22 protein-coding genes are annotated in these 21,913 nt (G+C 67.0%); 8 read left to right on the top strand and 14 right to left on the bottom strand.

Annotated features, from left to right (window positions below; all coding sequences use genetic code 11):
- Positions 1–114: 114 nt before the first annotated feature.
- The 7 genes from purQ to EAH76_RS10010 form a co-directional block, all read right to left on the bottom strand.
- Positions 115–786 (bottom strand): phosphoribosylformylglycinamidine synthase subunit PurQ, encoded by a 672-nt coding sequence (purQ, locus tag EAH76_RS10045; RefSeq protein ID WP_140850058.1) that lies wholly within the window; start codon positions 784–786, stop codon positions 115–117.
- Positions 783–1,013 (bottom strand): phosphoribosylformylglycinamidine synthase subunit PurS, encoded by a 231-nt coding sequence (gene purS / locus EAH76_RS10040; protein ID WP_010185224.1) that lies wholly within the window; start codon positions 1,011–1,013, stop codon positions 783–785. The genes purQ and purS overlap by 4 nt, the downstream gene beginning before the upstream one ends.
- An 82-nt stretch (positions 1,014–1,095) precedes the next feature.
- On the bottom strand, positions 1,096–2,637 hold the full coding sequence (locus EAH76_RS10035; RefSeq protein WP_140850057.1) for a hypothetical protein: 1,542 nt from the start codon (positions 2,635–2,637) through the stop codon (positions 1,096–1,098).
- Between the two features lie 6 nt (positions 2,638–2,643).
- Entirely contained in the window at positions 2,644–3,423 is a 780-nt protein-coding gene (purC, locus tag EAH76_RS10030) for a phosphoribosylaminoimidazolesuccinocarboxamide synthase (RefSeq protein ID WP_133189851.1), read from the bottom strand.
- 99 nt (positions 3,424–3,522) lie between these two features.
- Positions 3,523–4,374 carry a hypothetical protein gene (locus EAH76_RS10025; RefSeq protein ID WP_140850056.1) on the bottom strand — a complete coding sequence of 284 codons (852 nt, stop codon included), beginning with the start codon at positions 4,372–4,374 and terminating at the stop codon, positions 3,523–3,525.
- A 159-nt stretch (positions 4,375–4,533) separates the two neighbouring features.
- Entirely contained in the window at positions 4,534–5,748 is a 1,215-nt protein-coding gene (kynU, locus tag EAH76_RS10020; protein ID WP_140850055.1) for a kynureninase, read from the bottom strand.
- Positions 5,749–5,959: 211 nt separating this feature from the next.
- The gene (locus tag EAH76_RS10010) at positions 5,960–6,820 is read right to left on the bottom strand and encodes an alpha/beta hydrolase family protein (RefSeq protein WP_140850054.1); all 861 of its coding nucleotides are present in this window, start codon (positions 6,818–6,820) and stop codon (positions 5,960–5,962) included.
- 113 nt (positions 6,821–6,933) lie between these two features.
- Between EAH76_RS10010 and parC the strand changes: the two genes are divergently transcribed.
- Positions 6,934–9,180, top strand: coding sequence for a DNA topoisomerase IV subunit A (parC, locus tag EAH76_RS10005; protein ID WP_140850053.1), 2,247 nt, complete (start codon positions 6,934–6,936; stop codon positions 9,178–9,180).
- A gap of 109 nt (positions 9,181–9,289) precedes the next feature.
- Positions 9,290–11,005 (top strand): putative bifunctional diguanylate cyclase/phosphodiesterase, encoded by a 1,716-nt coding sequence (locus EAH76_RS10000; protein WP_431357979.1) that lies wholly within the window; start codon positions 9,290–9,292, stop codon positions 11,003–11,005.
- Here the strand turns inward: EAH76_RS10000 and EAH76_RS09995 are convergent.
- Genes EAH76_RS09995 through EAH76_RS09980 form a run of 4 tightly spaced genes read right to left on the bottom strand, consistent with a single transcriptional unit; the run spans position 10,975 to position 13,903 of the window.
- Complete coding sequence (locus EAH76_RS09995) at positions 10,975–12,198, bottom strand: CCA tRNA nucleotidyltransferase (protein WP_140850052.1); 1,224 nt, start codon at positions 12,196–12,198, stop codon at positions 10,975–10,977. The genes EAH76_RS10000 and EAH76_RS09995 overlap by 31 nt on opposite strands.
- Positions 12,186–12,782 carry a CoA pyrophosphatase gene (locus EAH76_RS09990; RefSeq protein ID WP_140850051.1) on the bottom strand — a complete coding sequence of 199 codons (597 nt, stop codon included), beginning with the start codon at positions 12,780–12,782 and terminating at the stop codon, positions 12,186–12,188. The genes EAH76_RS09995 and EAH76_RS09990 overlap by 13 nt, the downstream gene beginning before the upstream one ends.
- Complete coding sequence (locus EAH76_RS09985; protein WP_140850050.1) at positions 12,779–13,345, bottom strand: DUF1285 domain-containing protein; 567 nt, start codon at positions 13,343–13,345, stop codon at positions 12,779–12,781. The genes EAH76_RS09990 and EAH76_RS09985 overlap by 4 nt, the downstream gene beginning before the upstream one ends.
- Positions 13,346–13,390: 45 nt before the next feature.
- Positions 13,391–13,903: a GNAT family N-acetyltransferase gene (locus EAH76_RS09980; RefSeq protein WP_140850049.1), complete on the bottom strand. Its 513-nt coding sequence runs from the start codon at positions 13,901–13,903 to the stop codon at positions 13,391–13,393.
- Positions 13,904–14,015: 112 nt separating this feature from the next.
- On the opposite strand from EAH76_RS09980, the gene EAH76_RS09975 reads away from it, so the two are divergent.
- Positions 14,016–14,423 (top strand): dihydroneopterin aldolase, encoded by a 408-nt coding sequence (locus EAH76_RS09975; RefSeq protein ID WP_194150966.1) that lies wholly within the window; start codon positions 14,016–14,018, stop codon positions 14,421–14,423.
- Positions 14,420–14,737, top strand: coding sequence for a Rossmann fold domain-containing protein (locus EAH76_RS09970; protein ID WP_140850047.1), 318 nt, complete (start codon positions 14,420–14,422; stop codon positions 14,735–14,737). Before EAH76_RS09975 ends, EAH76_RS09970 begins: the two co-directional genes overlap by 4 nt.
- Before the next feature lie 131 nt (positions 14,738–14,868).
- On the opposite strand, the gene EAH76_RS09965 is transcribed toward EAH76_RS09970, so the two are convergent.
- Complete coding sequence (locus EAH76_RS09965; RefSeq protein ID WP_140850046.1) at positions 14,869–15,720, bottom strand: hypothetical protein; 852 nt, start codon at positions 15,718–15,720, stop codon at positions 14,869–14,871.
- 221 nt (positions 15,721–15,941) lie between these two features.
- Here EAH76_RS09965 and EAH76_RS09960 point away from each other — a divergent pair, with 221 nt between their 5' ends.
- The 4 genes from EAH76_RS09960 (at position 15,942) to EAH76_RS09945 (ending at position 18,523) form a co-directional block, all read left to right on the top strand.
- Entirely contained in the window at positions 15,942–16,610 is a 669-nt protein-coding gene (locus EAH76_RS09960) for an energy transducer TonB (protein WP_194150965.1), read from the top strand.
- A gap of 66 nt (positions 16,611–16,676) precedes the next feature.
- Positions 16,677–17,465 (top strand): MotA/TolQ/ExbB proton channel family protein, encoded by a 789-nt coding sequence (locus EAH76_RS09955; protein ID WP_140850045.1) that lies wholly within the window; start codon positions 16,677–16,679, stop codon positions 17,463–17,465.
- 92 nt (positions 17,466–17,557) lie between these two features.
- On the top strand, positions 17,558–18,040 hold the full coding sequence (locus EAH76_RS09950; RefSeq protein WP_170208009.1) for an ExbD/TolR family protein: 483 nt from the start codon (positions 17,558–17,560) through the stop codon (positions 18,038–18,040).
- Between the two features lie 54 nt (positions 18,041–18,094).
- Positions 18,095–18,523 (top strand): ExbD/TolR family protein, encoded by a 429-nt coding sequence (locus EAH76_RS09945; RefSeq protein ID WP_140850044.1) that lies wholly within the window; start codon positions 18,095–18,097, stop codon positions 18,521–18,523.
- A 197-nt stretch (positions 18,524–18,720) separates the two neighbouring features.
- On the opposite strand, the gene EAH76_RS09940 is transcribed toward EAH76_RS09945, so the two are convergent.
- Positions 18,721–19,578: a Csu type fimbrial protein gene (locus tag EAH76_RS09940; protein ID WP_161989015.1), complete on the bottom strand. Its 858-nt coding sequence runs from the start codon at positions 19,576–19,578 to the stop codon at positions 18,721–18,723.
- Positions 19,575–21,626: a fimbria/pilus outer membrane usher protein gene (locus EAH76_RS09935; RefSeq protein WP_140850043.1), complete on the bottom strand. Its 2,052-nt coding sequence runs from the start codon at positions 21,624–21,626 to the stop codon at positions 19,575–19,577. Before EAH76_RS09935 ends, EAH76_RS09940 begins: the two co-directional genes overlap by 4 nt.
- Positions 21,627–21,913 lie beyond the last annotated feature (287 nt).

Raw genomic sequence — 21,913 nt, 5'->3', positions numbered from 1 at the left:
CGCGGGAACTACCGTCACCCCGGCCTTGTGCCGGGGCCCACCGTGCCGCGTTCGCAACGGGCGTAGCACGCGCATCCCGGTGGACCCCGGGACAAGCCCGGGGTGACGACGGGTTCAGGCCCCGACGGTCTCGAACAGTCCTTCGAACATCCGCCGGCCGTCATTGCCGCCATGCGCGGCGGTCTCGATGCGGCGCTCGGGGTGCGGCATCAGGCCGAGCACATTGCCAGCCGCACTAAGCACGCCAGCAATGCCGCGTGCCGATCCGTTGACCGTGCCGGCATAGCGGAACGCAACGCGGCCCTCGCCCTCGAGCCGGTCGAGCGTTTCCTCGTCGGCCGAGTAATTGCCGTCGTGATGCGCGACCGGATAGACGATCTGCTCGCCGGCATTGTAGCGGCTGGTGAAGACGCTCTGGCTGTTCTCGACCGTCAGCGCGACTTCGCGGCAGACGAAGTCGAGCCCGGCATTGCGCATCAGCGCGCCCGGCAGCAGCCCCGCCTCGGTCAGGATCTGGAAGCCGTTGCAGATGCCGAGCACCGGAACCCCACGCCCCGCCGCGTCGCTCACCGCGCGCATGATCGGCGAGCGTGCGCCGATCGCGCCCGAGCGGAGATAGTCGCCATAGGAAAAGCCGCCGGGCACGGCGACGAGGCCGATGCCGTCGGGCAGCTCGGTTTCGGCGTGCCACACCATCGTCGGCTTGGTGCCACCGACACGCTCGAGCGCGGTCGCGATGTCGCGATCGCAGTTCGAGCCGGGGAAGACGAGGACCGCGGTCTTCATACGCGCTCGACCCGATAATTCTCGATGACGGTGTTGGCGAGCAGCTCGCGGCACATCGCATCGACGCGTTCGTCGGTGGTGTCGTCGGCGACGTCGAGTTCGATCAGCTTGCCCGCGCGGACGTCGTTGACGCCGGCGAAACCAAGGGTGCCGAGCGCCTTGTGGATCGCGCGGCCCTGCGGATCGAGCACGCCGGGCTTCAGCGTGACGAAAATGCGGAGCTTCATGGGGCTTGTCCTGGCTACGATCGGTGAGCGCGCAAGCCTATGGCGACCCGCGGCCCGTGTCGCAAGCTTTCAAGCGCGCCGCTCACTCCGGCTTGGGCACGGCCGGCGCGCCGCTGAACCAGTGCGGCAGGCTGATCGTCGTCGCGATGCCGTAGCGGGCGAGCGCGGGCTTGGGCCACGGGCCGGTCAGATAGAGCGGCGCGAACCCGCCATCATCCTTTCCTGCGAGCAAGGCGCGGACATGCGCGTCGCCGAGCCAGCGTTCGTCGCCGGTGAAGGGGCGGCGCAGCGCGACGGCATGGACTCGGCCCGCGACGAGAATCTGGTGATAGTCGAACGAATTGCGCAGCTCGCCGGTCGTATCGGCCATCCAGGCGGTGGCGAAATAGGTCGGTGTCCACTCGGCGCCATTGGGGGCGGGGAAGATTACCATGCGCGCAGGGGCACTCGGGCCGACTCGGATTGGCTCGAGCCGGATCGTCAGCGCGAGCAGCACAGGCGCGAGCGCGACCAGCAAGACCGGGCGGCGGCGCACGTCGAGCACGAAGCGCAGCGCGAACAGGCCGAACAGTGGCAACACCCATTTGAAATAGTGGAGATTGTTGAAGCGCCACAGGCCAGTCGGGAGCAGGTCGACATAAGCGAGCATCAGCACGCTGTAGATCACCCCAGCAGCGGCGACGGCGAGCGTCACTGGTCGCCGGGCAGGGGGAGTCGCGACGCACGCCGCGATCAGCCCGGCGCCGCCGAGCAGCAGCCACGGCGCATATTCGAGCAACCCCATCCCCTCGCCAAACCAGCCGTGCGGATCGACCAGCACGACATACGCCTTCCAGCCCAGCCAGGCGAAGTTGAAGCCGTATTGCGCCGAGTAGAGCATATAGGGGCTGGGGGCGGCGCCGTAGATCCGGCCGTAGAGCGTGGCGATGAGGCCAAAGGCAATCGCGAAACTCGCGACTGCGGTGATGACGGCGCGGCCGTCGCGCGCGCGGTAGAGCGCTGCTGCTGCCGAAAGCGCGATGATCGCGCCGATGATCGCATCGCCGGGACGCGCGAACGCGATCAGGCCGAGCGCGATGCCGAGGATGGCGGCGGGCCAGCGCGAGGACGACGCGGTGGCATCGCGGGTGCCGGGAAGACCTCCCCACAATCGCGCCATCGCGCCGAGCGCGAGCCACAGCAATGCCGCCGATGGCGTCGTCGTCCAGGGTTCGATCCACAGCTTGGCGATGCCGAATTGCGCGAGCGTCGTCGCGGCGAACAGCAGCGCGGCCCCCCAGGTGAGCACGCCGAATGCGCGCGCAACGCTTCTGAAACCGGCAAAGGCGAGCAGATAGCAGGCCAGATCGATCAAGAAGAACGGTTGGCTCGGCCACACCGACAGGAACGGCATGCCAAGCAGCGGGTAGAGCAGCGGATAATAATGCACCGCAGCGTCAAAATTCCCCGCCGCCAACGCACTCGCCGAGCGCACATACAGCGCCTGGTCCTGCCAGTCGTGCCAGTAGAGCAAGGCCGGATCGCGCAGGCCGGGCAACCCGACCACACGCCACACCGTCAGCAGATACGCCAGCGCGAGCGCCGCGAACGGCCAGGCCGCCCGCGCCAGCGCCCGCGCGCGCATTCGCGCTTACTTGCCCTTGTTCAGACGATGCTGCTCGAGATCGAGCACCGCGCCGTCGGTCTCCTCGGTCAGCAGGCCCAAACGGCGCGCGACTTCCTGATAGGCCTCGACTTCACCGCCGAGATCGCGACGGAAGCGATCCTTGTCGAGCTTCTCGTTGGTGGTCATGTCCCACAAACGGCAGCCATCGGGGCTGATCTCGTCGGCGAGCAGGATGCGGGGATAGTCGTTATCCCACACTCGGCCGAATTCGAGCTTGAAGTCGACGAGGCGGATGCCGATCCCGGCGAACAGCCCGCACAGGAAATCGTTGATGCGGATCGCGAGGTCGGCGATGTCGTGCATCTCCTCCTGGCCCGCCCAACCGAACGCGGCGATATGTTCGTCGGTGATCATCGGATCGCCGAGCGCATCGTCCTTGTAATAATATTCGATGATCGTGCGCGGCAGCTGCGTGCCTTCCTCGATCCCGAGGCGAGTCGAGATCGAGCCCGCCGCGACGTTGCGCACGACGACTTCGATCGGGATGATCTCGACCTGGCGGATCAGCTGCTCGCGCATGTTGAGCCGGCGGATGAAGTGCGTCGGCACGCCGATCAGCCCGAGCAGCGTGAAAATGTGCTCGGAAATCCGGTTGTTGAGCACGCCCTTGCCGCTGATCGTGCCCTTTTTCTGGGCGTTGAAGGCGGTGGCGTCGTCCTTGAAATATTGGATCAGCGTACCCGGCTCGGGACCCTCATAGAGGATCTTGGCCTTGCCTTCGTAAATCTGGCGGCGACGTGCCATAAATGCAGCAACCCTCAAATGAGCGGCCCCGGCGACGCGGGCAAACGCGGGCCGGGGCGATAAGCTGCAGCCCATACCGGAACGCAGCGGAGCACGCAATCAATCGCTTGCCGTAGCTATCTTTCGCGGCCGCCAGCGCCGCCACAGCAGCACGACGACGATTGCCACCAGCCCGGGCGGGCCGAACAACGCCAGCCCACCGAGCAACAGCGCGAGCGTGAACTGCGCCGATCCGATCGCGGTGTTGGCGGCGCTGGTTAGCGGTGCGCTCGGGTCGAAGCCGCGCACGGCGGGGCCGGCGCCATAGTCGAACACCATCAGCGTCACCGCGAGGCTCTCCTGCTGCGCGGCCTTGCTGTCGCGTGTCGCGGCGGCGGTCTGGTCGAGTTCCGCCTGGCGGGTGGACAGTTCGGAGCGCTGGTCTGCCTTGAGCTTGGGATTGTCGAGCAGCGCCGCGTTGCGCTTGCGTTGCTCGTCGAGTCGCGCCGCGTCGGTCTCGAGCTGCTTGATCGCCGCGCCGGCATCGGTGCCGCTGATCTCGGCATCGACCAGCTTGCCCGATTCGGCGGTGACGCTCGCGATCGCGTCGCGCCCGAAGCCGCGCGCAAGACCGGGATCGAGCTTGAACGCCAGCATCGCCTCGACATTGTTCTCGCCGAGCAGGCGATAGCGCATGCCGGTGATGCGGCAGCGCGCCGGGCCGAGCTTCTCGCACGCCTGCGCATGCGCTTCCTGGGCCTGCGCGATCTTGGCGGCGGGCATGCGGAAGGCATAGCGATAGGCGAACGCCACGCCGGGGGCGGCGGTGAGGGCGATGCCGGGTGCCGATGGTTCGCTCGGCGAGGTGACGTCGGCGGTTATTACCGCCTCGGACCGTTGCTCGCTCGACTCGGGTTTTTGGGAACAGGCTGCCAGACCCAGGCACAAGGTTACCGCCGCCAGCTTCCGCATCGTCGCTCTCCCATGACTTCGATACACCATCACATTGGGCGGAAATACCGTCAAGCGAATTGCCACATTCTCGCCACATTTGGCTGTGGCACAGCGCCGTCCTCTCCGCTGCAACGGATGCTGCGGATTGGGGGGGGCGTTTCGGGTCTAGCTGTTAGGTCAGGTGACGGCGGCGCGCGTCGCGAAGCGGGGATCGTCGGCGGCGCCGCTTTCCAGCACGTCGCGGAGGATCTCGCCCGCCTGCCAGATGTCTTCGAAGCCGAGGTACAGCGGGGTGAGCCCGAAGCGGACGACGTCGGGGGCGCGGAAGTCGCCGATCACGCCGCGCTCGATCAGCGCCTGGCACAGCGCATAGGCCTTGGGGTGGCGGAAGCTGATATGGCTGCCGCGCGCGCTCGGGTCGGTCGGCGAGACGCATTCGAGGCCGAGGCGCCCCCCGATCGCGGCGAGCGCGTCGAACAGGGCGGCGCTCTTGGCGGCGACGTGCTGCTGGTCGACGTCGCGCCACAGGTCGATCCCGGCCTCTAGCCCGACCATCGCCAGCATCGAGGGAGTGCCGGCGAGCCAGCGCTTGATGCCGGGGGCGGGGCTGTAGGCGTCGCCGAACTCGAACGGCGCGGCGTGCCCCATCCAGCCCGACAGCGGGCTGGCGAGTTGCTCCTGCAGCCGGCGCGAGACGAACAGGAAGGCGGGCGCGCCGGGGCCGCCGTTGAGATATTTGTAGCCGCAGCCGATCGCGAGATCGGCGCCCGCGGCGTTGAGATCTAGCGGGATCGCGCCGACGCTGTGGCTGAGGTCCCACAGTGCGAGCGCGCCGGCGTCGTGGGCGCGGGTGGTCCAGGCTGCCATGTCGAAGCGCTCGGCGGTCTTGTAGTGGACGTGGGTGAGCATCAGCAGCGCGGTGTCGTCGTCGATCGCTGTGGAGAGATCGGCGCGTGCGACAGCGTTGAGGCGCGCGCCGGGGACGCAGTCTGTGGCGCCCTCGGCGATGTGGAGGTCGGTCGGGAAGTTGCCCGTCTCGCTGACGATCGTCGTGCGCGGGGCTGCGTGGCGCAGCGCGGCCACAAGAAGTTTGAACAGGTTTACCGAGGTCGAATCGGCGACGATCACTTCGTCGGGCTCGGCGCCGATCAGCGCGGCGATCTTGCCGCCGATGCGCTGCGGCGCGTCGATCCAGCCTTCGTTCCAGCTGCGGATCAGCCGCTCACCCCACTGCCGCTCTGCCATGTCGGCGAGCGCGGGGGCGGTCTCGCGGGGGAGGGGGCCGAGCGAGTTGCCGTCGAGGTAGATCACGCCGTCGGGCAGCGCGAAGCGGTCGCGATAGGGGCGGAGCGGGTCGGCGGCGTCTAGCGCGCGGGCGTCGTCGCGGGTCATGCGTGGGCCTTGGTGGAGAGGTATTGTATGGACGCGGTGCGCGAAGCCGAGCGCAACCTGCTCCCCTCCCTGGAAGGGAGGGGTAGGGGGTGGGTCGGCCCGTTATCGCGGGTAGCGCCCGACCTAGGCCGACCCACCCCCAGCCCCTCCCTTTCAGGGAAGGGAGGCGCGTAACCGCGGCCGTCAGTCAAAATTATGGAGGTTGAGGTGCTCACTTATTCAACCCCGCCTTGATCAGCGCCTTCGCCTGCGCCCAAGCCGCGCTCTCGGGCGCGATCAGTTCGACGTGGCCCGTGCGCTCGACCAGATGCAGCCTCGCCGCATCCCCCTTCGCCTGCGCCGTCGCCACATACCCCGTCCCGAATCGCACCGGGACGATCCGGTCCTCATGCCCATTGACCAGATCCTGCGGCACGCCCAGCGGCAGCAACCGCGGGAGCGATGTATCGGCATAGACATCCGGCCTCTCGCCCGGCTGGCCAACGAGCCGCGCCACCACCTCGACGCCGCAGCCGTTGTCGGGGCTCGCCGCGGTCGCCTCCAGATCGGGCAGCCCACCCAGGCTGACGACACGCGCGATCTTCAGCGGCTGCGGCGTATGCAGCGGGCTCGTCGGCGTAATCCGCGGGCGCGCCGCGAGCCACAAAGCGAGATGCCCGCCCGCCGAATGCCCGACGACGACGATCCGCTGGGCCTCGAAGCCGAACTCTGCCGCATGCGTCCGCACCGCATCCGCCGCCGCGCCGACATCCGCGAACGTCCCCGGATAGCCGCCGCCCGGCCGATCGACTCCGCGATATTCCGCATTCCACACGCCGATCCCGTCGCGGCGGAGATCGTCGGCGATCCAGTTCATCAGCGTCCGGTCCGCGATGCTCGTCGTCCAGCAGCCGCCATGCACCATCACCACGACAGGATGCGGGCCCGGCCCGGCGGGGCGCCAGACGTCGACGATCTGCAGCGCATCGGGGCCGTATGCGATCGTCGCATCGGGCACGGGCCTCGCGCGCCCGATGAGATCGGGCCAGGTCAGCAGCGGGCCGGCGGCATCGGGTGGCTGGGTCTCGGACATCGCGCCGGTCTATAGCGGCGGCAAAGCGAGCGGAAGACACCGCTGCATGCCTCCGCCGGTAAACGCCGCGCTGGCATCTCGCCACCGGGGAATAGCGCTGCTATCGCCGTGCGATGCCCACCGATGTAACCGATCCCTTCAACGCCATCGTCGACGCGCCGTTCGATAGCGCGCTGAGCGATCGCTATCTCGTCTATGCGCTCTCGACGATCACCGCGCGCTCGCTGCCCGACGTGCGCGACGGGATGAAGCCGGTGCACCGCCGCCTGCTGTGGGCGATGCGCCAGCTGCGGATGGACCCGAGCACGCCGTACAAGAAATCGGCGCGCGTCGTCGGCGAGGTGATCGGCAAATACCATCCGCACGGCGATTCGTCGGTCTATGACGCGATGGTCCGCCTCGCGCAGGATTTCTCGGTCCGCTACCCTTTGGTCGAGGGTCAGGGCAATTTCGGCAATATCGACGGCGATGGCGCCGCCGCCTTCCGCTACACCGAGGCACGGCTGACGCAGGTCGCGATGGATCTGATGGCGGGCCTCGACGAGGACGCCGTCAACTACAAGCCGACCTACAACAATGAAGAGCAGGAGCCCGAGCTCTTCCCCGGAGCCTTCCCCAATCTCCTCGCCAATGGCGCGGCGGGGATCGCGGTCGGCATGGCGACCAACATTCCGCCGCACAATGTCGCCGAACTCTATGATGCGGCGATCATGCTGATCGACCAGCCCGAGGCCGACAATGCCGCGATGTTGCAGCATATCCAGGGGCCAGACTTCCCGACCGGCGGGCTCGTCGTCGATTCGCCCGCGGCGATCGCTGAGGCCTATGCCACCGGCCGCGGCGGCTTTCGCCTCCGCGCGCGCTGGAGCATCGAGAAGGAGAAGGGCGGCGGCTGGAACGCGATCGTCACCGAGATTCCCTACGGCGTTCAGAAGGGCAAGCTGATCGAGCAGATCGCCGGGCTGATCAACGACAAGAAGCTGCCGATCCTGGCCGATGTCCGCGACGAATCGGACTCGGAAATCCGCGTCGTGATCGAGCCGCGCAGCCGTTCGGTCGAGCCCGACATGCTGATGGAGAGCCTGTTCAAGATGACGGACCTCGAGGTCCGCTTCAGCATGAACCTCAATCTGCTCGACGCCGACCGCACCCCGCGCGTGATGAGCCTGCGCGAGGCTCTGCTCGCGTGGATCGCGCACCAGTTCATCGTGCTCCAGCGCCGCACCGCGCATCGGCTCGACAAGATCCGCGATCGGATCGAGCTGCTCGACGGCTATATCATCGCCTATCTCAACCTCGACCGCGTGATCGAGATCATCCGCACCGAGGACGAACCCAAGCCGGTGATGATGGCCGAGTTCGACCTCAATGACCGGCAGGTCGAGGCGATTCTCAACATGCGGCTGCGCAGCTTGCGCCGCCTCGAGGAAATGGAGCTGCGCAAGGAGCGCGACGGGCTCGAGAACGAACGCTCTGGGCTCGAGGCGCTGCTCGGCAGTGAGGCGCGGCAGCGCACGCGGCTCAAGAAGGATTTCGGCAAGCTGCGCGAGCGCTACGGCCCCGAGACCAAGCTCGGCCGCCGCCGCACCACCGTCGCCGAGGCGGCACCGGCACGCGACATCCCGCTCGAAGCGATGATCGAGCGCGAGCCGATCACAGTGATCCTGTCGCAGCGCGGCTGGATTCGCGCGATGAAGGGGCATCTCGATGCCGCGGGCGTGGCGGCGGTGAAGTTCAAGGATGGCGATGCCGCCGCGTTCGACTTCACCGCGCAGACCACCGACAAGATCATGATCGCGGCGGAGAACGGCCGCTTCTACACGCTCGCGGCCGATCGCCTGCCGGGCGGGCGCGGGTTCGGCGAGCCGGTGCGACTCATGATCGACCTCGATGGCGATGTCGGCATCGTCCATATCTTCCGCGCGAGCATCGCCGAGAAACTGCTCGTCGCGGCGACCGACGGGCGCGGCTTCCTGGTGCGCACCGCCGACATCGTCGCCGAGACGCGCAAGGGCAAGACCGTCGTCACGCCGCGACTCGGCGCGAAGCTCAAGCTCGTCCGCCCGGTCGACCCGGCGCACGATTACGTCGCGGCGATCGGCGACAATCGGCGGTTGCTCGTCTTCCCGTTGAGCGAGCTGGCCGAATTGGCGCGCGGGCAGGGCGTCCAGCTGATGCGCTTCCGCGACGGCGGCCTGTCCGACGCGATCACCTTCGTCTTTGCCGAGGGGCTGAGCTGGCCGATGGGCGGCGAGAGCGGGCGTACGCGGACCGAGACCGATCTCGGACCGTGGCGCGCGGCGCGCGGGGCGGCCGGGCGGATGCCGCCCAACGGTTTCCCGCGCGACAATCGTTTCTAGGTTGCCGCACCGATACATCGCGTTGCAAAACTTCGGGTTTTTGGCGCAAGTGCCTGAAATTCGTCGCGGATAAGAGGGATGTTAACGAATCGACCCTATCGCCGGGACAATGGCGCCGACGTCCCAATCCGTGCTGACACATCCGACTCCGCCGGTGCTCCCGGCGGCGCTGGAACCCTATCCGACCTCGGTCGCGATGGCGGCGCGGTTGATCGACCTGCTGCCGATCCCGGCGGCGATGGTCGCGCTTAGCGAGTCGGGGGTCGTCGTCCAGATCGCCAATCGCGCGTACGAGATTGCCGGACTCGGCATGAACGACCGGCGGCGCTCGCTCGTCGCGCAGATCGAAGCGCAGATCGTCGCGTTTATCGAGGGTGATACGCTGCGCGCCGAATTCTCGGTCGAATTCGGCGACAAGGTCGATTGCCATTATTACCACGCGACGCTCGCGCGGCTCGAGCGCAACCCGCTGCAACGCTGCATGCTGGCGCTGGTCGACCAGACCGCCGAACTCCGCACCGAACACAATCTGCGGCGCGAGATGCTCACCGACAGCCTGACCGGCCTGCCCAACCGCGCCGGGTTCAGCGACCGACTCGAGATGCTGCTCGAAGATCCGGCCACGCGCGCGACCTATGCCGTGCTGGTGATCGACCTCGATCGGTTCAGCCGGGTCAATGCCTGTCTCGGGTCGATGGCGGGCGACGAACTGCTCATCACCGTGGCGCGGCGTCTCAAGGGTGCCTTGCGCGCGCAGGACGTGCTCGCACGCACCGGCGGCGACGAATTCGGCATTCTGCTGACGCTCGAGGACGGGATCGGCGATGCCGAGCGCGTCGCGCGGCGGATCCAGGGCGCGCTGTCGACGCCGTTCCGCCTGTCCGATTTCGAGATTCGCGTCGCCTGCTCGATCGGCATTTCGTTCGGCGCGGCCGAAATCGAAGATGCCGAGGAATTGATCCGCCACGCGCAATTCGCGGTCAAGCGCTCGAAGGCGAGCGGCAAGACCGAAGCCTATCAGACGCAGGCGTTCGACATTGCGCGCGAGCAGTTCGGGATGGAAACCGCGCTGCGCCGCGCGATCGAGCGCGGGCAGATGCGGCTGACCTATCAGCCGATCCGCGACCTTTCGACCGGGCAACTCGTCGCGTTCGAATCGCTTGCGCGCTGGCGCGATGAGGCGGGAATTGAATATTCGCCCAACGATTTCATCCCGGTCGCCGAGGAATCGGGGCTGATCGTGCCGCTCGGGCGCTGGGCGATCCAGGAAGCCGCGGCGACGCTCGCCGAATGGGATGCGCGCTGCGGCGGCAATTGCGGGGTGCGCCTTGCCGTCAATCTCTCGGCGATCCAGCTCCAGCGCGATACGATCGCGCCGGTCGTCGAGGCTGCGCTAAAAGCGTATGGCCTCGAAGGTTCTCGCTTCACGCTCGAGCTGACCGAAAGCGCGCTGGTCACCGATCCCGACCGGATCGCGGGGATCATGCACGCGCTGAAGCGGCTCGGCACGACGATCGCGATGGACGATTTCGGCACCGGCTATTCGAACCTCGCCTATCTCCAGAAACTGCCGATCGACGTGCTCAAGATCGACCGCAGCTTCGTGACGGGGATGCTCGCCGATCGCGACAAGATCGCGATCGTCCGCGCGATCCTGTCGCTGGCACAGGCGCTCGGCATGAAGACCACCGCCGAGGGGATCGAGACCAACGAACTGGCACAGACGCTCGCGGCCTTGGGGTGCACCTATGGGCAGGGCTATCTCTATGCCCGGCCGCTCGAGGCCGAAGCCGCTTATGCGATGCTGGTCGAGGACCGCCACTGAGCGACCGCTGCGTCGGCGATCTCGCCCACGCGGTCGGCGTCGGGGAAATTCTCGGAGACCCACTGATCCTCGACCTGCTTGAGCAAGCGCGCCACGTCGGGGCCCTTGCCGACGCCGCGCTGGACCAGCGCACCCCCGGTCAGCGGGAAGCTCGGGATCGGCCACGCCAGGATATCGCGCGCGCCGATCACGGCATCGAAGGGTTCCTCGACTGTCAGCAGCCAGCGGTCGAGCGCCCCGTCGCGCCCCAGCCGATAGGCGAGCGGGTGCGGCGATCCGGTCGGATCGGTCAGCGCCGACACGATCCGCTTGCGCTGTGCGTTCGACAGTTTGAGCCGTGCGCCGACGTTTTCGCCAAGTGCGGGATCGCGCGGCAGCACGGCGGCGAGGCGGCGAAGCGGGTCGGGCGCGAGCTCGGCCTGCGCTTCGACCGCGGCGACGTGCGCGAGCCGCGCGACGCCGGCCTCGTCGATCTCGGGCAGCACCGGGCGCAGGATGCCGCGTTCGATCATCAGCGTCAGGGTAGCGACGGCGTTGTGCGCGACGAGCAGCTTGAGGAATTCCGCCGAAATCCGCTCGCGCGACAAGGCCATCAGATCGTTGGCGCGCTGCGTGCAGGCGTCGAGCGCCGCCGCATTGGGTTCGTCGCCGAAGCGCGCATGGAAGCGGAAGAAGCGCAGGATGCGCAGATGATCCTCGGCGATGCGCTGCAACGGGTCGCCGATGAAGCGCACGCGCCGTGCCGCGAGATCATCGAGCCCGCCGAAATACTCGAAGATCTCGCCCGTCGCCGGGTCGGCATAGAGCGCGTTGATCGTGAAATCGCGCCGCGCGGCGTCCTCGCGCCAATCGTCGGTGAAGGCGACCGTCGCGTGGCGGCCGTCGGTCGCAGTGTCGCGGCGCAGCGTGGTGACTTCTATCGGCGCGCCGTCGGCGAGCACCGCGGTGATCGTGCCGTGCGCGAGGCCGGTCGGGACCGCCTTGATCCGCGCGCGCGCGAGCAGGTCGATCACATCCTCAGGCGCGTGACGCGTCGCCAGATCGACGTCGGAAACGTCGATCCCGAGCAAGGTATCGCGCACCGCGCCGCCGACATAGCGCGTCTCCCCGGCGCCCGCGCCGAGCACGTCGCACAGTTCGGGCAATCCCGGCCGCGTGCGCCACGCGGCGTCGGGCAGCGTCAGCCGTTCCATCGCAACCGGCGCGACAGATTGACGATCATCGCCGCGGTCGCGCCCCAGATGCGGTGGCCGTCCCAGTGGATCTCGTAGAAATGCCGGTTGCGGCCCTGCCATTCGACGCTCGCTTCGGTGTGGTTGCCCGAATCGAGCAGGAAGCCGAGCGGCACTTCGAACACTTCGGCGACCTCAGCGGCCGCGGGGGTGAAGACGAGATCGGGCGGGACGACGCCGATCACCGGGGTCACCTCGAAGCCGGTGACGGTGCGATAGCGATCGGCCTCGCCGACGATCGTGACGCGGTCGCGCGGCAGCGCGATCTCTTCCTCGGCCTCGCGCAAGGCAGCGGCGATCGCATCCATATCGCCCGAATCGACGCGGCCGCCTGGGAAGGCGACCTGTCCGGCGTGGCGCGACAGCGTATCGGTGCGCCGCGTCAGGATCACGCCGGGTTCGGCGCGATCGGTCACGGGAACGAGCACTGCGGCCTGCGCGAGCGGGGTCGCGATCGACTCGACGTCGACATGGTCGCCGGTCAGCAGCACGGTGTCGGCATGGCCGACCGCCATTGCCTGGCGGAGGCGTTCGACGAGCGTCATGCCACGGGCTCCAAGGCAAAGAACGCGCCCGAGCTCCACACGCCGGGCGGCGTGTCGCCACTGTCGATCGCGCGTTGTGCGAGTTCGTAATACACCGTGCGCGCGACCACCGCGTCGAGCCCGCCGCGGACATGGAGATAGGGGCGGGGGCCGTCGTCGCGCGGTTCGAAGCGCAGCGGATGCTCGGCATCGGCGGTGACGAGGTCGCCGGTGTTGAGCCGGAAGGTCAGCATCGCGGTGCGTCCTTCGCCCGATGCCTTGAGCTCGACCGCGACGAACGGCGCATCCTCGACTTCGATATCGAGCTTCTCGACCGGGGTGACGAGGACATAGCTGCCATCGCTCTCGCGCCGCAGGATCGTCGAGAACAGCCGGACCATTGCCGCGCGCCCGATCGGCGACCCCTGGTGGAACCAGGTCCCATCGCGCGCGATGCGCATTTCGCTGTCGCCGCAATGCGTCGGGTTCCAGCGCTCGACCGGCGGGAGCTTCTGCTCCTCGGCAAGGCGGGCGATGTCGGCGAGCGACAAAGCGGAAAGGTCGGGGATCGGCTCCATGGGCATGGGGGCGCGGTAGGACAGGTGCGCGGTCGCGTAAAGCCGCCTGCGTCAGGCCAAGGCGGCGATCCGGGGCGCGAGCACGCCCGCGCCGATCGGAACGTTCGCGCCGCGCGCGAGCAAGCGGTGCCGCTCGACCGGGCCGGGGACGCGCCAGTCCGCCGTGCGCGCGGCGTCGAAGCCGAAGAAGCGGCTGTAATATTCGGGATCGCCGATCAGCGTGAGCGCATCGGCCAGACCTGCAGCTTCGGCGGCGGCCAGCGCGCGCATCGTCAGCATCCGGCCGATGCCGGCTTGCTGACGATCGGGCGCGACCGCGACGGGGCCGAGCTGCACCATCGCGACGTCGCGGCCATCGTCGCCGGCAAAGCGAATCGGCCAGCATTGGATCGTGCCGATCAGCGCACCCGCTTCGACCGCGGCGAAGCTCAGCGCCGGGATCGCGCGCATTCCCTCGCGGATCTTGTACGCGGTGCGGCCATGGCGGTCGGTCCCGAAGGCGCGGTCGAGCAATTGCTCGACGGCGGCGGGCGCGACAGCGGCAATCGGCAAGACCTCGATCACGGGCGTTGATCCTTCAAGACCCGGGCACCGGGCGGTCGGGCGCTTTACCCGCGATCGGCCGGAACGCAAGCGGCATGACGGGGCAAAGCTTCCTTGGGCGCCGACATCTGCTATGGCGCGCCGCGATACGACCAGGATTGGGATCGATTTGACCGACCGTTTGACGCTCAACGTGCACGACCTCGAAGTGATGGTGCTGACCGGCATCTATTCCGAAGAGACGCATCTTCCGCAACCGCTGCGTATCTCGCTGACGGTCGATCTGACGGTGCCCGATCGCTTCGACCCTGAGACGCCGCTGAGCGAATCGAAGAACTATCTCGATCTCAAGCACGCCGCGACGACCGCGCTGCCGCAGGGCGTCCATTTCAAGCTGGTCGAGGCGGTCGCCGATCATATCTGCGAGACGCTGTTTCTGCAGGACAGCCGCGTTACGCGCGTCGAGGTGACGATCGTCAAGCTCGCGATCGCCGAGGCGGGCGAATCGATCGGCATCACCTTGGTGCGAAACCGCCGGTGAGGGCGGCGCTCGCCGCGGCGCTCGGGGGGCGGGCGGCGCTGGTCTTCGGCGACGACTTGGCGGCCGTGGCGGCGGTGCGGGCTGCGCCGCGCGATTCGGGGATGGTCTTGCTGGTGATCGATGCCGCCGTCACCGCACTCGATCGCGCGATGCTGATTGCCGCGGTCGCGCCGCTTGCGGTCGAACTCGCGCCGGAAACGCGGCTTGCGGCGCTCGATATTGGCTCGGATGCCAAGCCCGCCGCGGTGGTTGCCGCGGCGGACTATCTCGTCGGCGCGCGGTCGACGACGGGGCAGGTGATCGAGATTCGTTAGCGATTTCACGGAAATCCGTCATCCCGGGCTTACCGCGAACCGCATACTCCCTTCGTAGAGCGTTCGGCACGATGGGCCGTGACACAATGCAGGTGTGCCGAAGCGGGACTGATCTCCCGTACGGTCGGGCTCTAACGCCGTCCCCCGCGATCGCACGCGCCCAGCTCACGCACGACCAGCGCATAATCCTCGCGCGCGATCGTCGCGTCGTCGCCGCTTTGCGGGACCGAGGTGTCGGGCAGCGTCGCCGGCAGGGTGCAGGCGAGGCGATACCATAACAGTGTGTCGCGCGCCGGTGGCGGGGCGGATTGGTCAACCACTTCGCTGAGCGCGATCACCCAATGCGGTGGCTGATCGGGCTTGCGCTCGATGTCGAACGAGATCGGCCGGCTGTCGGCGGTCGTCAGGAAGATCTGCGTCTGGCCCGAACCCGGCAGATCGCCCGGCGTGTGGACCGCATTGCCGATCCCGGTAACCGTCGGCGGCGCATCGGGGGCGAGCTCTTCGCGGACGATTCGGCGGGTGAGGGCGTCGCCCGCCGGGGTCCAGCTGCGCTGGCCGTCGGGACGGACGAGCTGCACCTGCCCGGCATTCGCGGACACCCCACGCGCGAACAGCAGGACGCGCGCCTTTCGATAGCTCGGTACGCGGCCGCGCGCATCGAGCGGCACGTCGAGCGTATACCCGAGCCGCGGCGGGACCGCATTCGTGCCGCGAATCAGGGCGGTGACATCGGCCTCGACATAAAGTCGGACAATATTCGGTGGAAGATTCGGTGCATCGACGGGTTTGAGCCGCAGCTGGCTGCGCACCGTCGCATCGACGATCACTGGTGCCGCCACGCTCAAGTCGGCGTAATCGGCGTAGAATAACGCCGGGGCTGCAACATCCGTCGGTTTTGCGCGGGTTTGCTGGCCCGCGGGAAGGGATGCCGGCAGGCCGAGCAGGAGGGCCGCAAGCGTGATTTTGAGCATATTTCGCATGCCGTACGACTAGCCGTTAACAACTTTTTTAAACAGAAATAATTCTGCCACGGTGAGGTTGTACGTTTGTTGCGTGAGACAAAGCGTTTGCGTCGTGGTTTTTGGCGCGATAGAGGTTGTGGTCTGTCCAGGATACACTAGCCCATGACAGGCCGGATAACGAGCGGACGTTACGGATCGGCTTGGACCGTCGTGCCGGAATAGAGGAGTTTCGTTTCTGAATGGCATACGCTGATCGCAATACGAGTGGCAGCAAAGTGGTGTCGATCGTGATCGTTTCGGTCATTGTCGCGCTGTTCGCGTGGGGTTTCGTGAACGGGCTGACCTTCAAGTACATCAAAAAGGTGACCGAGAAGCTTAACACCTTCGACGTCGTCGAACCGCCGCCCCCTCCACCAGACAAGCCGCCCCCCCCGCCGCCCGAACAGCCGCAGCTGCAGACCCCACCGGTCGTGTCGCCGCCGCCGATCGTTCGCGTCCAGTCGCCGCCGCCGCCGATCGCTACGGTCGTCACGCCGCCGCCGGCTGCGCCGATCACCGTTCGCGCTGCTGCGCCTGCTCCTGTCCCGGTCGCGGCACCCCCCGCACCCGTGGTCAGCAAGGCCGCGGGCCCCAAGGGCGATCCGTCGCAGTGGGTCACCACCGACGATTATCCTTCCGACGCGCTGAGCGCAGAGGCGCAGGGTACCAGCAAGATCAAGTGGGAAATCAATACCGCCGGTCGTGTTGAGAACTGCGTCGTCACCGCTTCTAGCGGCAATGCATCGCTCGATCGCGCTGCGTGCTCGAACATCACCCGTCGTGGGCGCTATTCGCCGGCGATGGACCAGAGCGGCAACCCGATCCGTTCCGCTTCGTCGCGCAACGTCGTGTGGCGCTTGCCCGAATAAACCAACCTAGCCGTGTGGCCCCGCGGAGGGGCCCATGGTCATCTTGTCGAGAAGGAAGTCCCCCCAATGTCCACCATCATCCTTACTGCCGGTGCCTCTGCCGCAGACAATTTCGGCTTCTTGAACGCCATGAAGCAGGGCGGCCCCGTCACCTGGACGACCGCTGCGATCCTCACGATCTTCCTGTTCTTCACGCTCTACATCTTGTTCACCAAGATCTTCGAGCAGCAGAAGATCATCAACCAGGGCCGTCGCGTTCGTGCGACCTTCTGGGCGTCGAACTCGCTGCGTGAAGGCGCTGCCAAGCTCGAGAAGAACTCGGCCTACAAGCAGATCGTCGACGACGGCATCGAAGCCCAGGAGCAGCATTCGCGTCTGACCGATCCGGTCGAAGCGCATGACTGGCTGCACGGCTCGCTCGCTCGCTCGGAAGCGATCATCAACTCGCAGCTTGGTGGCGGTCTCGCCTTCCTCGCAACGGTCGGCGCAACCGCACCGTTCGTCGGTCTGTTCGGTACGGTTCTCGGTATTTACCGCGCACTGATCGGCATCGGCCAGGCTGGCCAGGCATCGATCGACAAGGTCGCAGGCCCGGTCGGTGAGTCGCTGATCATGACCGCCTTCGGTCTGGTCGTCGCGGTTCCGGCCGTGCTCGCCTTCAACTGGCTGCAGCGTCGCAACAAGGCGATCGCTGAGCATCTCTCGGCCTTCTCGAACGACGTGCTCGGCTATCTCGCTTCGAATGGTGCGGTTCGTCCGCATGCACCGGGCAAGAAGGCTCCGGTTGCTGCAGCGAAGCCCGCTGTGACGACCACGACGGCTGGCCAGGCCGGCGGCGTGCAGACCCGCGTCTAAGAGTACCGAACGGGGCCGCCGGTCGGCGGCCCCGCTTCCTTCGCCGCCCGGTATGTCGGGCGGCCTGACCGATACGAATAGGATGGCCTTTCATGGCGATTAGTACAGGTGGCGGCGGCGATGACGCCCCGATGTCCGACATCAATACGACGCCGCTCGTCGACGTCATGCTGGTGTTGCTCATCATCTTCCTCATCACGATCCCGGCGATCGTGCAGACCGTCAAGCTGAAGCTCCCGGACGTGCGCTACGATCCGACCGTGACAAAGCCCGAGAACGTGTCGCTCTCGATCACGCGCAAGCCCGACGGCAGCTGCGCGGTGTTCTGGGGTCAGACTCCGGTGACGCATGAGGAACTGCTCAAGCGTGCGACCGACAAGCTCAAGGAAATCGTCGACAAGGCCGGCGGCGCCGCGAACTTGACGACCGAGGACCTTCCCGAAGCGCATATCCGCGGCGACGTCGAGACCCCGTATCGCTGCATTGGCGGTGCGATCTACACGATGCAGTCGGCAGGGTTCGCCAAGGTCGGCTTCATTTCGGAACCCCCTCCCACGGGCGGCCCGTCTTCGTGATCGCTGCGGTAGCAGCCTTAGTGACTGGCGGCTTTGCCGCAGGGAGTATTTGACATGGCAATGAGCGCAGGCCGTGGTGACGACCAGCCGATGATGGACATGAACACGACGCCGTTGATCGACGTCATGCTCGTTCTCCTCATCATGTTCATCATCACCATCCCGATCCAGACGCACGCGGTGAAGGTTGATCTTCCGATCAACGACCCGAACCAGAACAAGCCCTTGATCGATCCGCAAAAGAACAAGATCGTGATCCAGCCCGACGGCGTCGTGCTGTGGAACGGTGCGGCGACCGATCCGGCGACGCTGCAGCAGTATCTGACGCAGACGACGCAGCTGAACCCCGAGCCCGAGCTGCACTTCCAGCCCGACCCGGCGGCACGCTACGAAAAGGTCGACCAGATCCTCGCGATCATCAAGCGGTCGAACGTTTCGAAGCTCGGCTTCATCGGCAACGAACAGTATCGCAACGACTTCTAAGTCGCTTGCCGTGCGGTTTGAACGCAATCAGGGCGGTCCTTCGGGGCCGCCTTTTTTGTTGGGGGCGCGTCGAACCCAGGTCGGGACAGACGTAGGCGGGATATTCGCATGCTGCCCGGCGGCGCGGTTGCGGCGCGCGCGCGATCGCCCGGACACCGTGCCGGCCGCGACCAGCGACCCGACGGCGCCCGCTCGAGTCAGTAGCTGACGGTCGCGATGACGACGTCGCTATAGGAACCGGGGCGCACCCATTGGGCGCTTGGGATGCGGCCCGAGATGGAGAGACTCTGCGCACTCCCCGTGCCGGTGCCGGCCATGGTATCGGCGCCCACCGTATCGCCCCAATTGGTGGTCCTGCCGCTATCCTGGAACAGTTGGTAATCGAGTGTCGCGGACGATGGTCCGGTCATTCTGCGGGTCGTGATCGTGGCGCCGTTCCCGTCGCCGACGCTCAGCCCGAGATTGTATGTCGTCGTGTTGGTACAGGTGACCGTCACTACGGCGACGCCATCTGTCTCCAGGCCCGCATAGCCTCCAAAACTCAGGCTTTGCGACTCGACGGTGCATGCCGCCTGGACGATCGCGGTGATGGTGAAAGTGGTCGTCTCGGTCGAACTGCTCGAAACGCGCGCGGTTACCGTGTCGGTATAGGTCCCGGGCGCGATGAACTGGCCCGCGGCCAATCTGGGGTACATGTTGAGAATCTGCTCCGAGTCCGTCCCGGTGCCCGTTTCCGAATTGGTCCCGCTGGTGTTCCCCCATACGATCGACCGCCCGGGATCCTGGAACAGGGTATAGGCCAGGACGGCGCCGCCCGGGCCGGTCAGTTTCCTGCTGCTGACCGTCGCGCCCTGTCCCATGCCGGCGCTCAACCCCACATCGTACGCTTCGCCCGAAGCGCAACTGATCGTGACCGGCACCGCGCCGGGATCGAGCGCGCTACCGGAATAAGAACCGAAATTGGCCGAAACTACCGAGATCGTGCATGCCGCACCGGCAGTCCCTGAAAGCGATGCCAGGATGATCAGCGCGGCAAGCGTTCGAAGCCACTTCACTTTGCTGGCCCCGTGCAGGAAATCGGACCGATCGTCGGGAGCTCGCCGGCTGTCGCGTGATACGCGAACGCGAGCGAGCAGGTCGATCCATTGGCCAATCCGACGTCGATCACGTTGTGCGCCTGAAGCCCGGTGAGATAGCTTTGGCCATCGTAGCCGACCGGGGCGATCACGCCGGTTTGCCGCAGGGTCGCGGTGCTGCCGACCGGGATCGCCACGCCTGCCGCGTCGACCAGGATCAGCAATGCACCCGAGCTGATCCGCGCGGGAAATTTGACGATCACGCCAGCATGATCCGGCGGACGGACCGCCCGCGCATCGGTTTCGATCGCGATATCGGGCGGAATATCGGTCGCTTCGATGCCGATATGGTTGAGGTCGAACGCGCGCAGTTCTGGGACCAACAACAGGCCATGCGCGTTTGTGCGACCGACGGCGCGATTTTCGTGGAACACGCGGATGTTGGGCAAGCCGTCGGTGTCGACCACTGCAAAGCTGTCGTCGATCGCATTGGCCGCGAACACGCCACCATCGACCAGCGAAAGCGAGCCACGGAGCGCGCCGCGCAGCGAGGTCTGCCCGGCGATGTGATCGGCACCCGCGGTCAGCAAGGCCCATGGCGCCTTATATTGCAGCTGCCCGAACTGATGCGGCGCACTGCCGACCGATACATAGGCGCGATAGCCCCAGTCGCCGATGGTGCTGGGCGAGCGCGAAAGGTCGAATTGCCCATAGCGATCCCCGCCGCCCGCGCCCGCGCTGACGCTGGCGGTGCTACGCTGGCCGAGCGGCAGCGTCAGCCCCGCGATCACGCCGCGGGTACGACGATCGCGCAGGTCGCCATAGGCGGTCGCGTACAGCGCGATCCGCCCCAGCTGCACCGAATAACTGGCAGACACCGTCCGCGTCCGTTGGGCGGGCAAGCCGTAGCTGCTGCAGTCGGACCCGAGCGTGCTCGCTGGGCACGTCTGATCGCGGCTGACATAGGCATCGCGGTTGACGGCGACAAAGGCGACCCCCAGCGATCCCAGCCGACCCAAGGTTAGCCCGGTGCTGGTATTGACCTGCAGCCGGGCGACAGGATCACCGGTTACCGCCGCGACATCGCGGAAGCCGCGGCTGACGAGCGTCGCCGATGCGGCGAAGCTGAACACCCGCCCGACGCGCTGGAGCCCCGCCGTGACCTTCGTACCCGTGCCCGTGCCGCCGGTGCTGGCGGCACCCACGATGTTCAGGATCGCGATCTGGGCAAGATTTAGCACTAGCCCGGCACCGCCCATCGCGGCGCCGCGCGTTGCCTCGATGCTTGCCTCGACAGTCGCCATCGCGGACAGGCCGCGGCGCCACGTCCCGCTGGTGGCGAGGCCGGCATAGTCATTGCTTTTGACTCCCCAATTCCTGCGGACCGCGCCGGCCTGTAGCGAGAAGGTCTGCAGCCCCGGCGCGAGCAAGGTCGCGCTGGCGTAGAACGGCTGCGTCACCGTCACCTGGCGGCCAAGCGCGTCGCGAACCGTGATCGAAAGCGTCCCCGCGCCGGTGATGACGGGGAGTTGCGGCACCTCGAACGGTCCGGCGGCGACCTCGCGCGAGAACAGCCGGCTGCCATTCTCGAGAATGTCGACCGTCGAGGGGACCGCGACACTCCCGCTAAGCGAGGGCAGCGGAAAGGTGATCAGGTCGGGCCGGGTCGAGAAATCCGCGGTAATCTGCGCACCGCCCATCCGGACCGGGCGGGTCCAGCTCAGCGCGCCGGTGATGAAATCGCCGATGCGGTAGCGTCGCAGGGTGGCGCGATCCGAATAACTATATACCGTGTCGAGCCGGATCGCCGAGGTTTGGTGTCGGGTGCCGCCGCCGCGGACGATGCGGGCGAGCAGGCCGGAGCTGACGCGCCCCCAAGGCGAGAACAGCCGTGCTTCGAACAGTCCGTTGGCCAGCCTGGCGGTCCCGACCGCGGTCGCGTCAAGATCGTAGTTGAGCGTGAATCCGGTACTGCTAGGCGAGAGAACATCGTCTTTGGTTGCGGGCTCTGTCAGCACGGTGGGCACCAGTCGGGCTATTGCGGCTGTGATCGACAAGCTTTGACGCGCTGCGTCGAGGACCCAGGTGATGCCCGGCAGATCGGCAAGACCCAGCAGGTCATCCGCCCCCGCCGTGGCTGAGCTGGGCGCCTTGACGCCGAGGTCGAGCCACTCCGCGCGGCGCGCGCGCAGGACTCCGCCTTCGAGGACGCGCCGATCTTGTCGGTCGGATAGCCGTTGATCGAGACGTCGAGCATCAGCGTCTGCCTGGCGGGTGTCGGCGTCGGCACCGATACTTGCGACGTTGCCGCCAC

The organism is Sphingomonas glacialis, assembly GCF_006439055.1.
Taxonomy (GTDB): Bacteria; Pseudomonadota; Alphaproteobacteria; order Sphingomonadales; family Sphingomonadaceae; genus Sphingomonas; species Sphingomonas glacialis_A.
The sequence above is the reverse complement of the archived record's forward strand: the minus strand, read 5'-3'. Positions and strand labels throughout refer to the sequence as shown.

Excerpts from the sequence above, each read along its gene's own strand:
- purQ (WP_140850058.1), bottom strand. The coding sequence starts at position 786 with ATGAAGACCGCGGTCCTCGTCTTCCCCGGCTCGAACTGCGATCGCGAC.
- purS (WP_010185224.1), bottom strand. The coding sequence starts at position 1,013 with ATGAAGCTCCGCATTTTCGTCACGCTGAAGCCCGGCGTGCTCGATCCG.
- EAH76_RS10035 (WP_140850057.1), bottom strand. The coding sequence starts at position 2,637 with ATGCGCGCGCGGGCGCTGGCGCGGGCGGCCTGGCCGTTCGCGGCGCTC.
- purC (WP_133189851.1), bottom strand. The coding sequence starts at position 3,423 with ATGGCACGTCGCCGCCAGATTTACGAAGGCAAGGCCAAGATCCTCTAT.
- EAH76_RS10025 (WP_140850056.1), bottom strand. The coding sequence starts at position 4,374 with ATGCGGAAGCTGGCGGCGGTAACCTTGTGCCTGGGTCTGGCAGCCTGT.
- kynU (WP_140850055.1), bottom strand. The coding sequence starts at position 5,748 with ATGACCCGCGACGACGCCCGCGCGCTAGACGCCGCCGACCCGCTCCGC.
- EAH76_RS10010 (WP_140850054.1), bottom strand. The coding sequence starts at position 6,820 with ATGTCCGAGACCCAGCCACCCGATGCCGCCGGCCCGCTGCTGACCTGG.
- parC (WP_140850053.1), top strand. The coding sequence starts at position 6,934 with ATGCCCACCGATGTAACCGATCCCTTCAACGCCATCGTCGACGCGCCG.
- EAH76_RS10000 (WP_431357979.1), top strand. The coding sequence starts at position 9,290 with ATGGCGCCGACGTCCCAATCCGTGCTGACACATCCGACTCCGCCGGTG.
- EAH76_RS09995 (WP_140850052.1), bottom strand. The coding sequence starts at position 12,198 with ATGGAACGGCTGACGCTGCCCGACGCCGCGTGGCGCACGCGGCCGGGA.
- EAH76_RS09990 (WP_140850051.1), bottom strand. The coding sequence starts at position 12,782 with ATGACGCTCGTCGAACGCCTCCGCCAGGCAATGGCGGTCGGCCATGCC.
- EAH76_RS09985 (WP_140850050.1), bottom strand. The coding sequence starts at position 13,345 with ATGCCCATGGAGCCGATCCCCGACCTTTCCGCTTTGTCGCTCGCCGAC.
- EAH76_RS09975 (WP_194150966.1), top strand. The coding sequence starts at position 14,016 with ATGGCGCGCCGCGATACGACCAGGATTGGGATCGATTTGACCGACCGT.
- EAH76_RS09965 (WP_140850046.1), bottom strand. The coding sequence starts at position 15,720 with ATGCGAAATATGCTCAAAATCACGCTTGCGGCCCTCCTGCTCGGCCTG.
- EAH76_RS09960 (WP_194150965.1), top strand. The coding sequence starts at position 15,942 with ATGGCATACGCTGATCGCAATACGAGTGGCAGCAAAGTGGTGTCGATC.
- EAH76_RS09955 (WP_140850045.1), top strand. The coding sequence starts at position 16,677 with ATGTCCACCATCATCCTTACTGCCGGTGCCTCTGCCGCAGACAATTTC.
- EAH76_RS09950 (WP_170208009.1), top strand. The coding sequence starts at position 17,558 with ATGGCGATTAGTACAGGTGGCGGCGGCGATGACGCCCCGATGTCCGAC.
- EAH76_RS09945 (WP_140850044.1), top strand. The coding sequence starts at position 18,095 with ATGGCAATGAGCGCAGGCCGTGGTGACGACCAGCCGATGATGGACATG.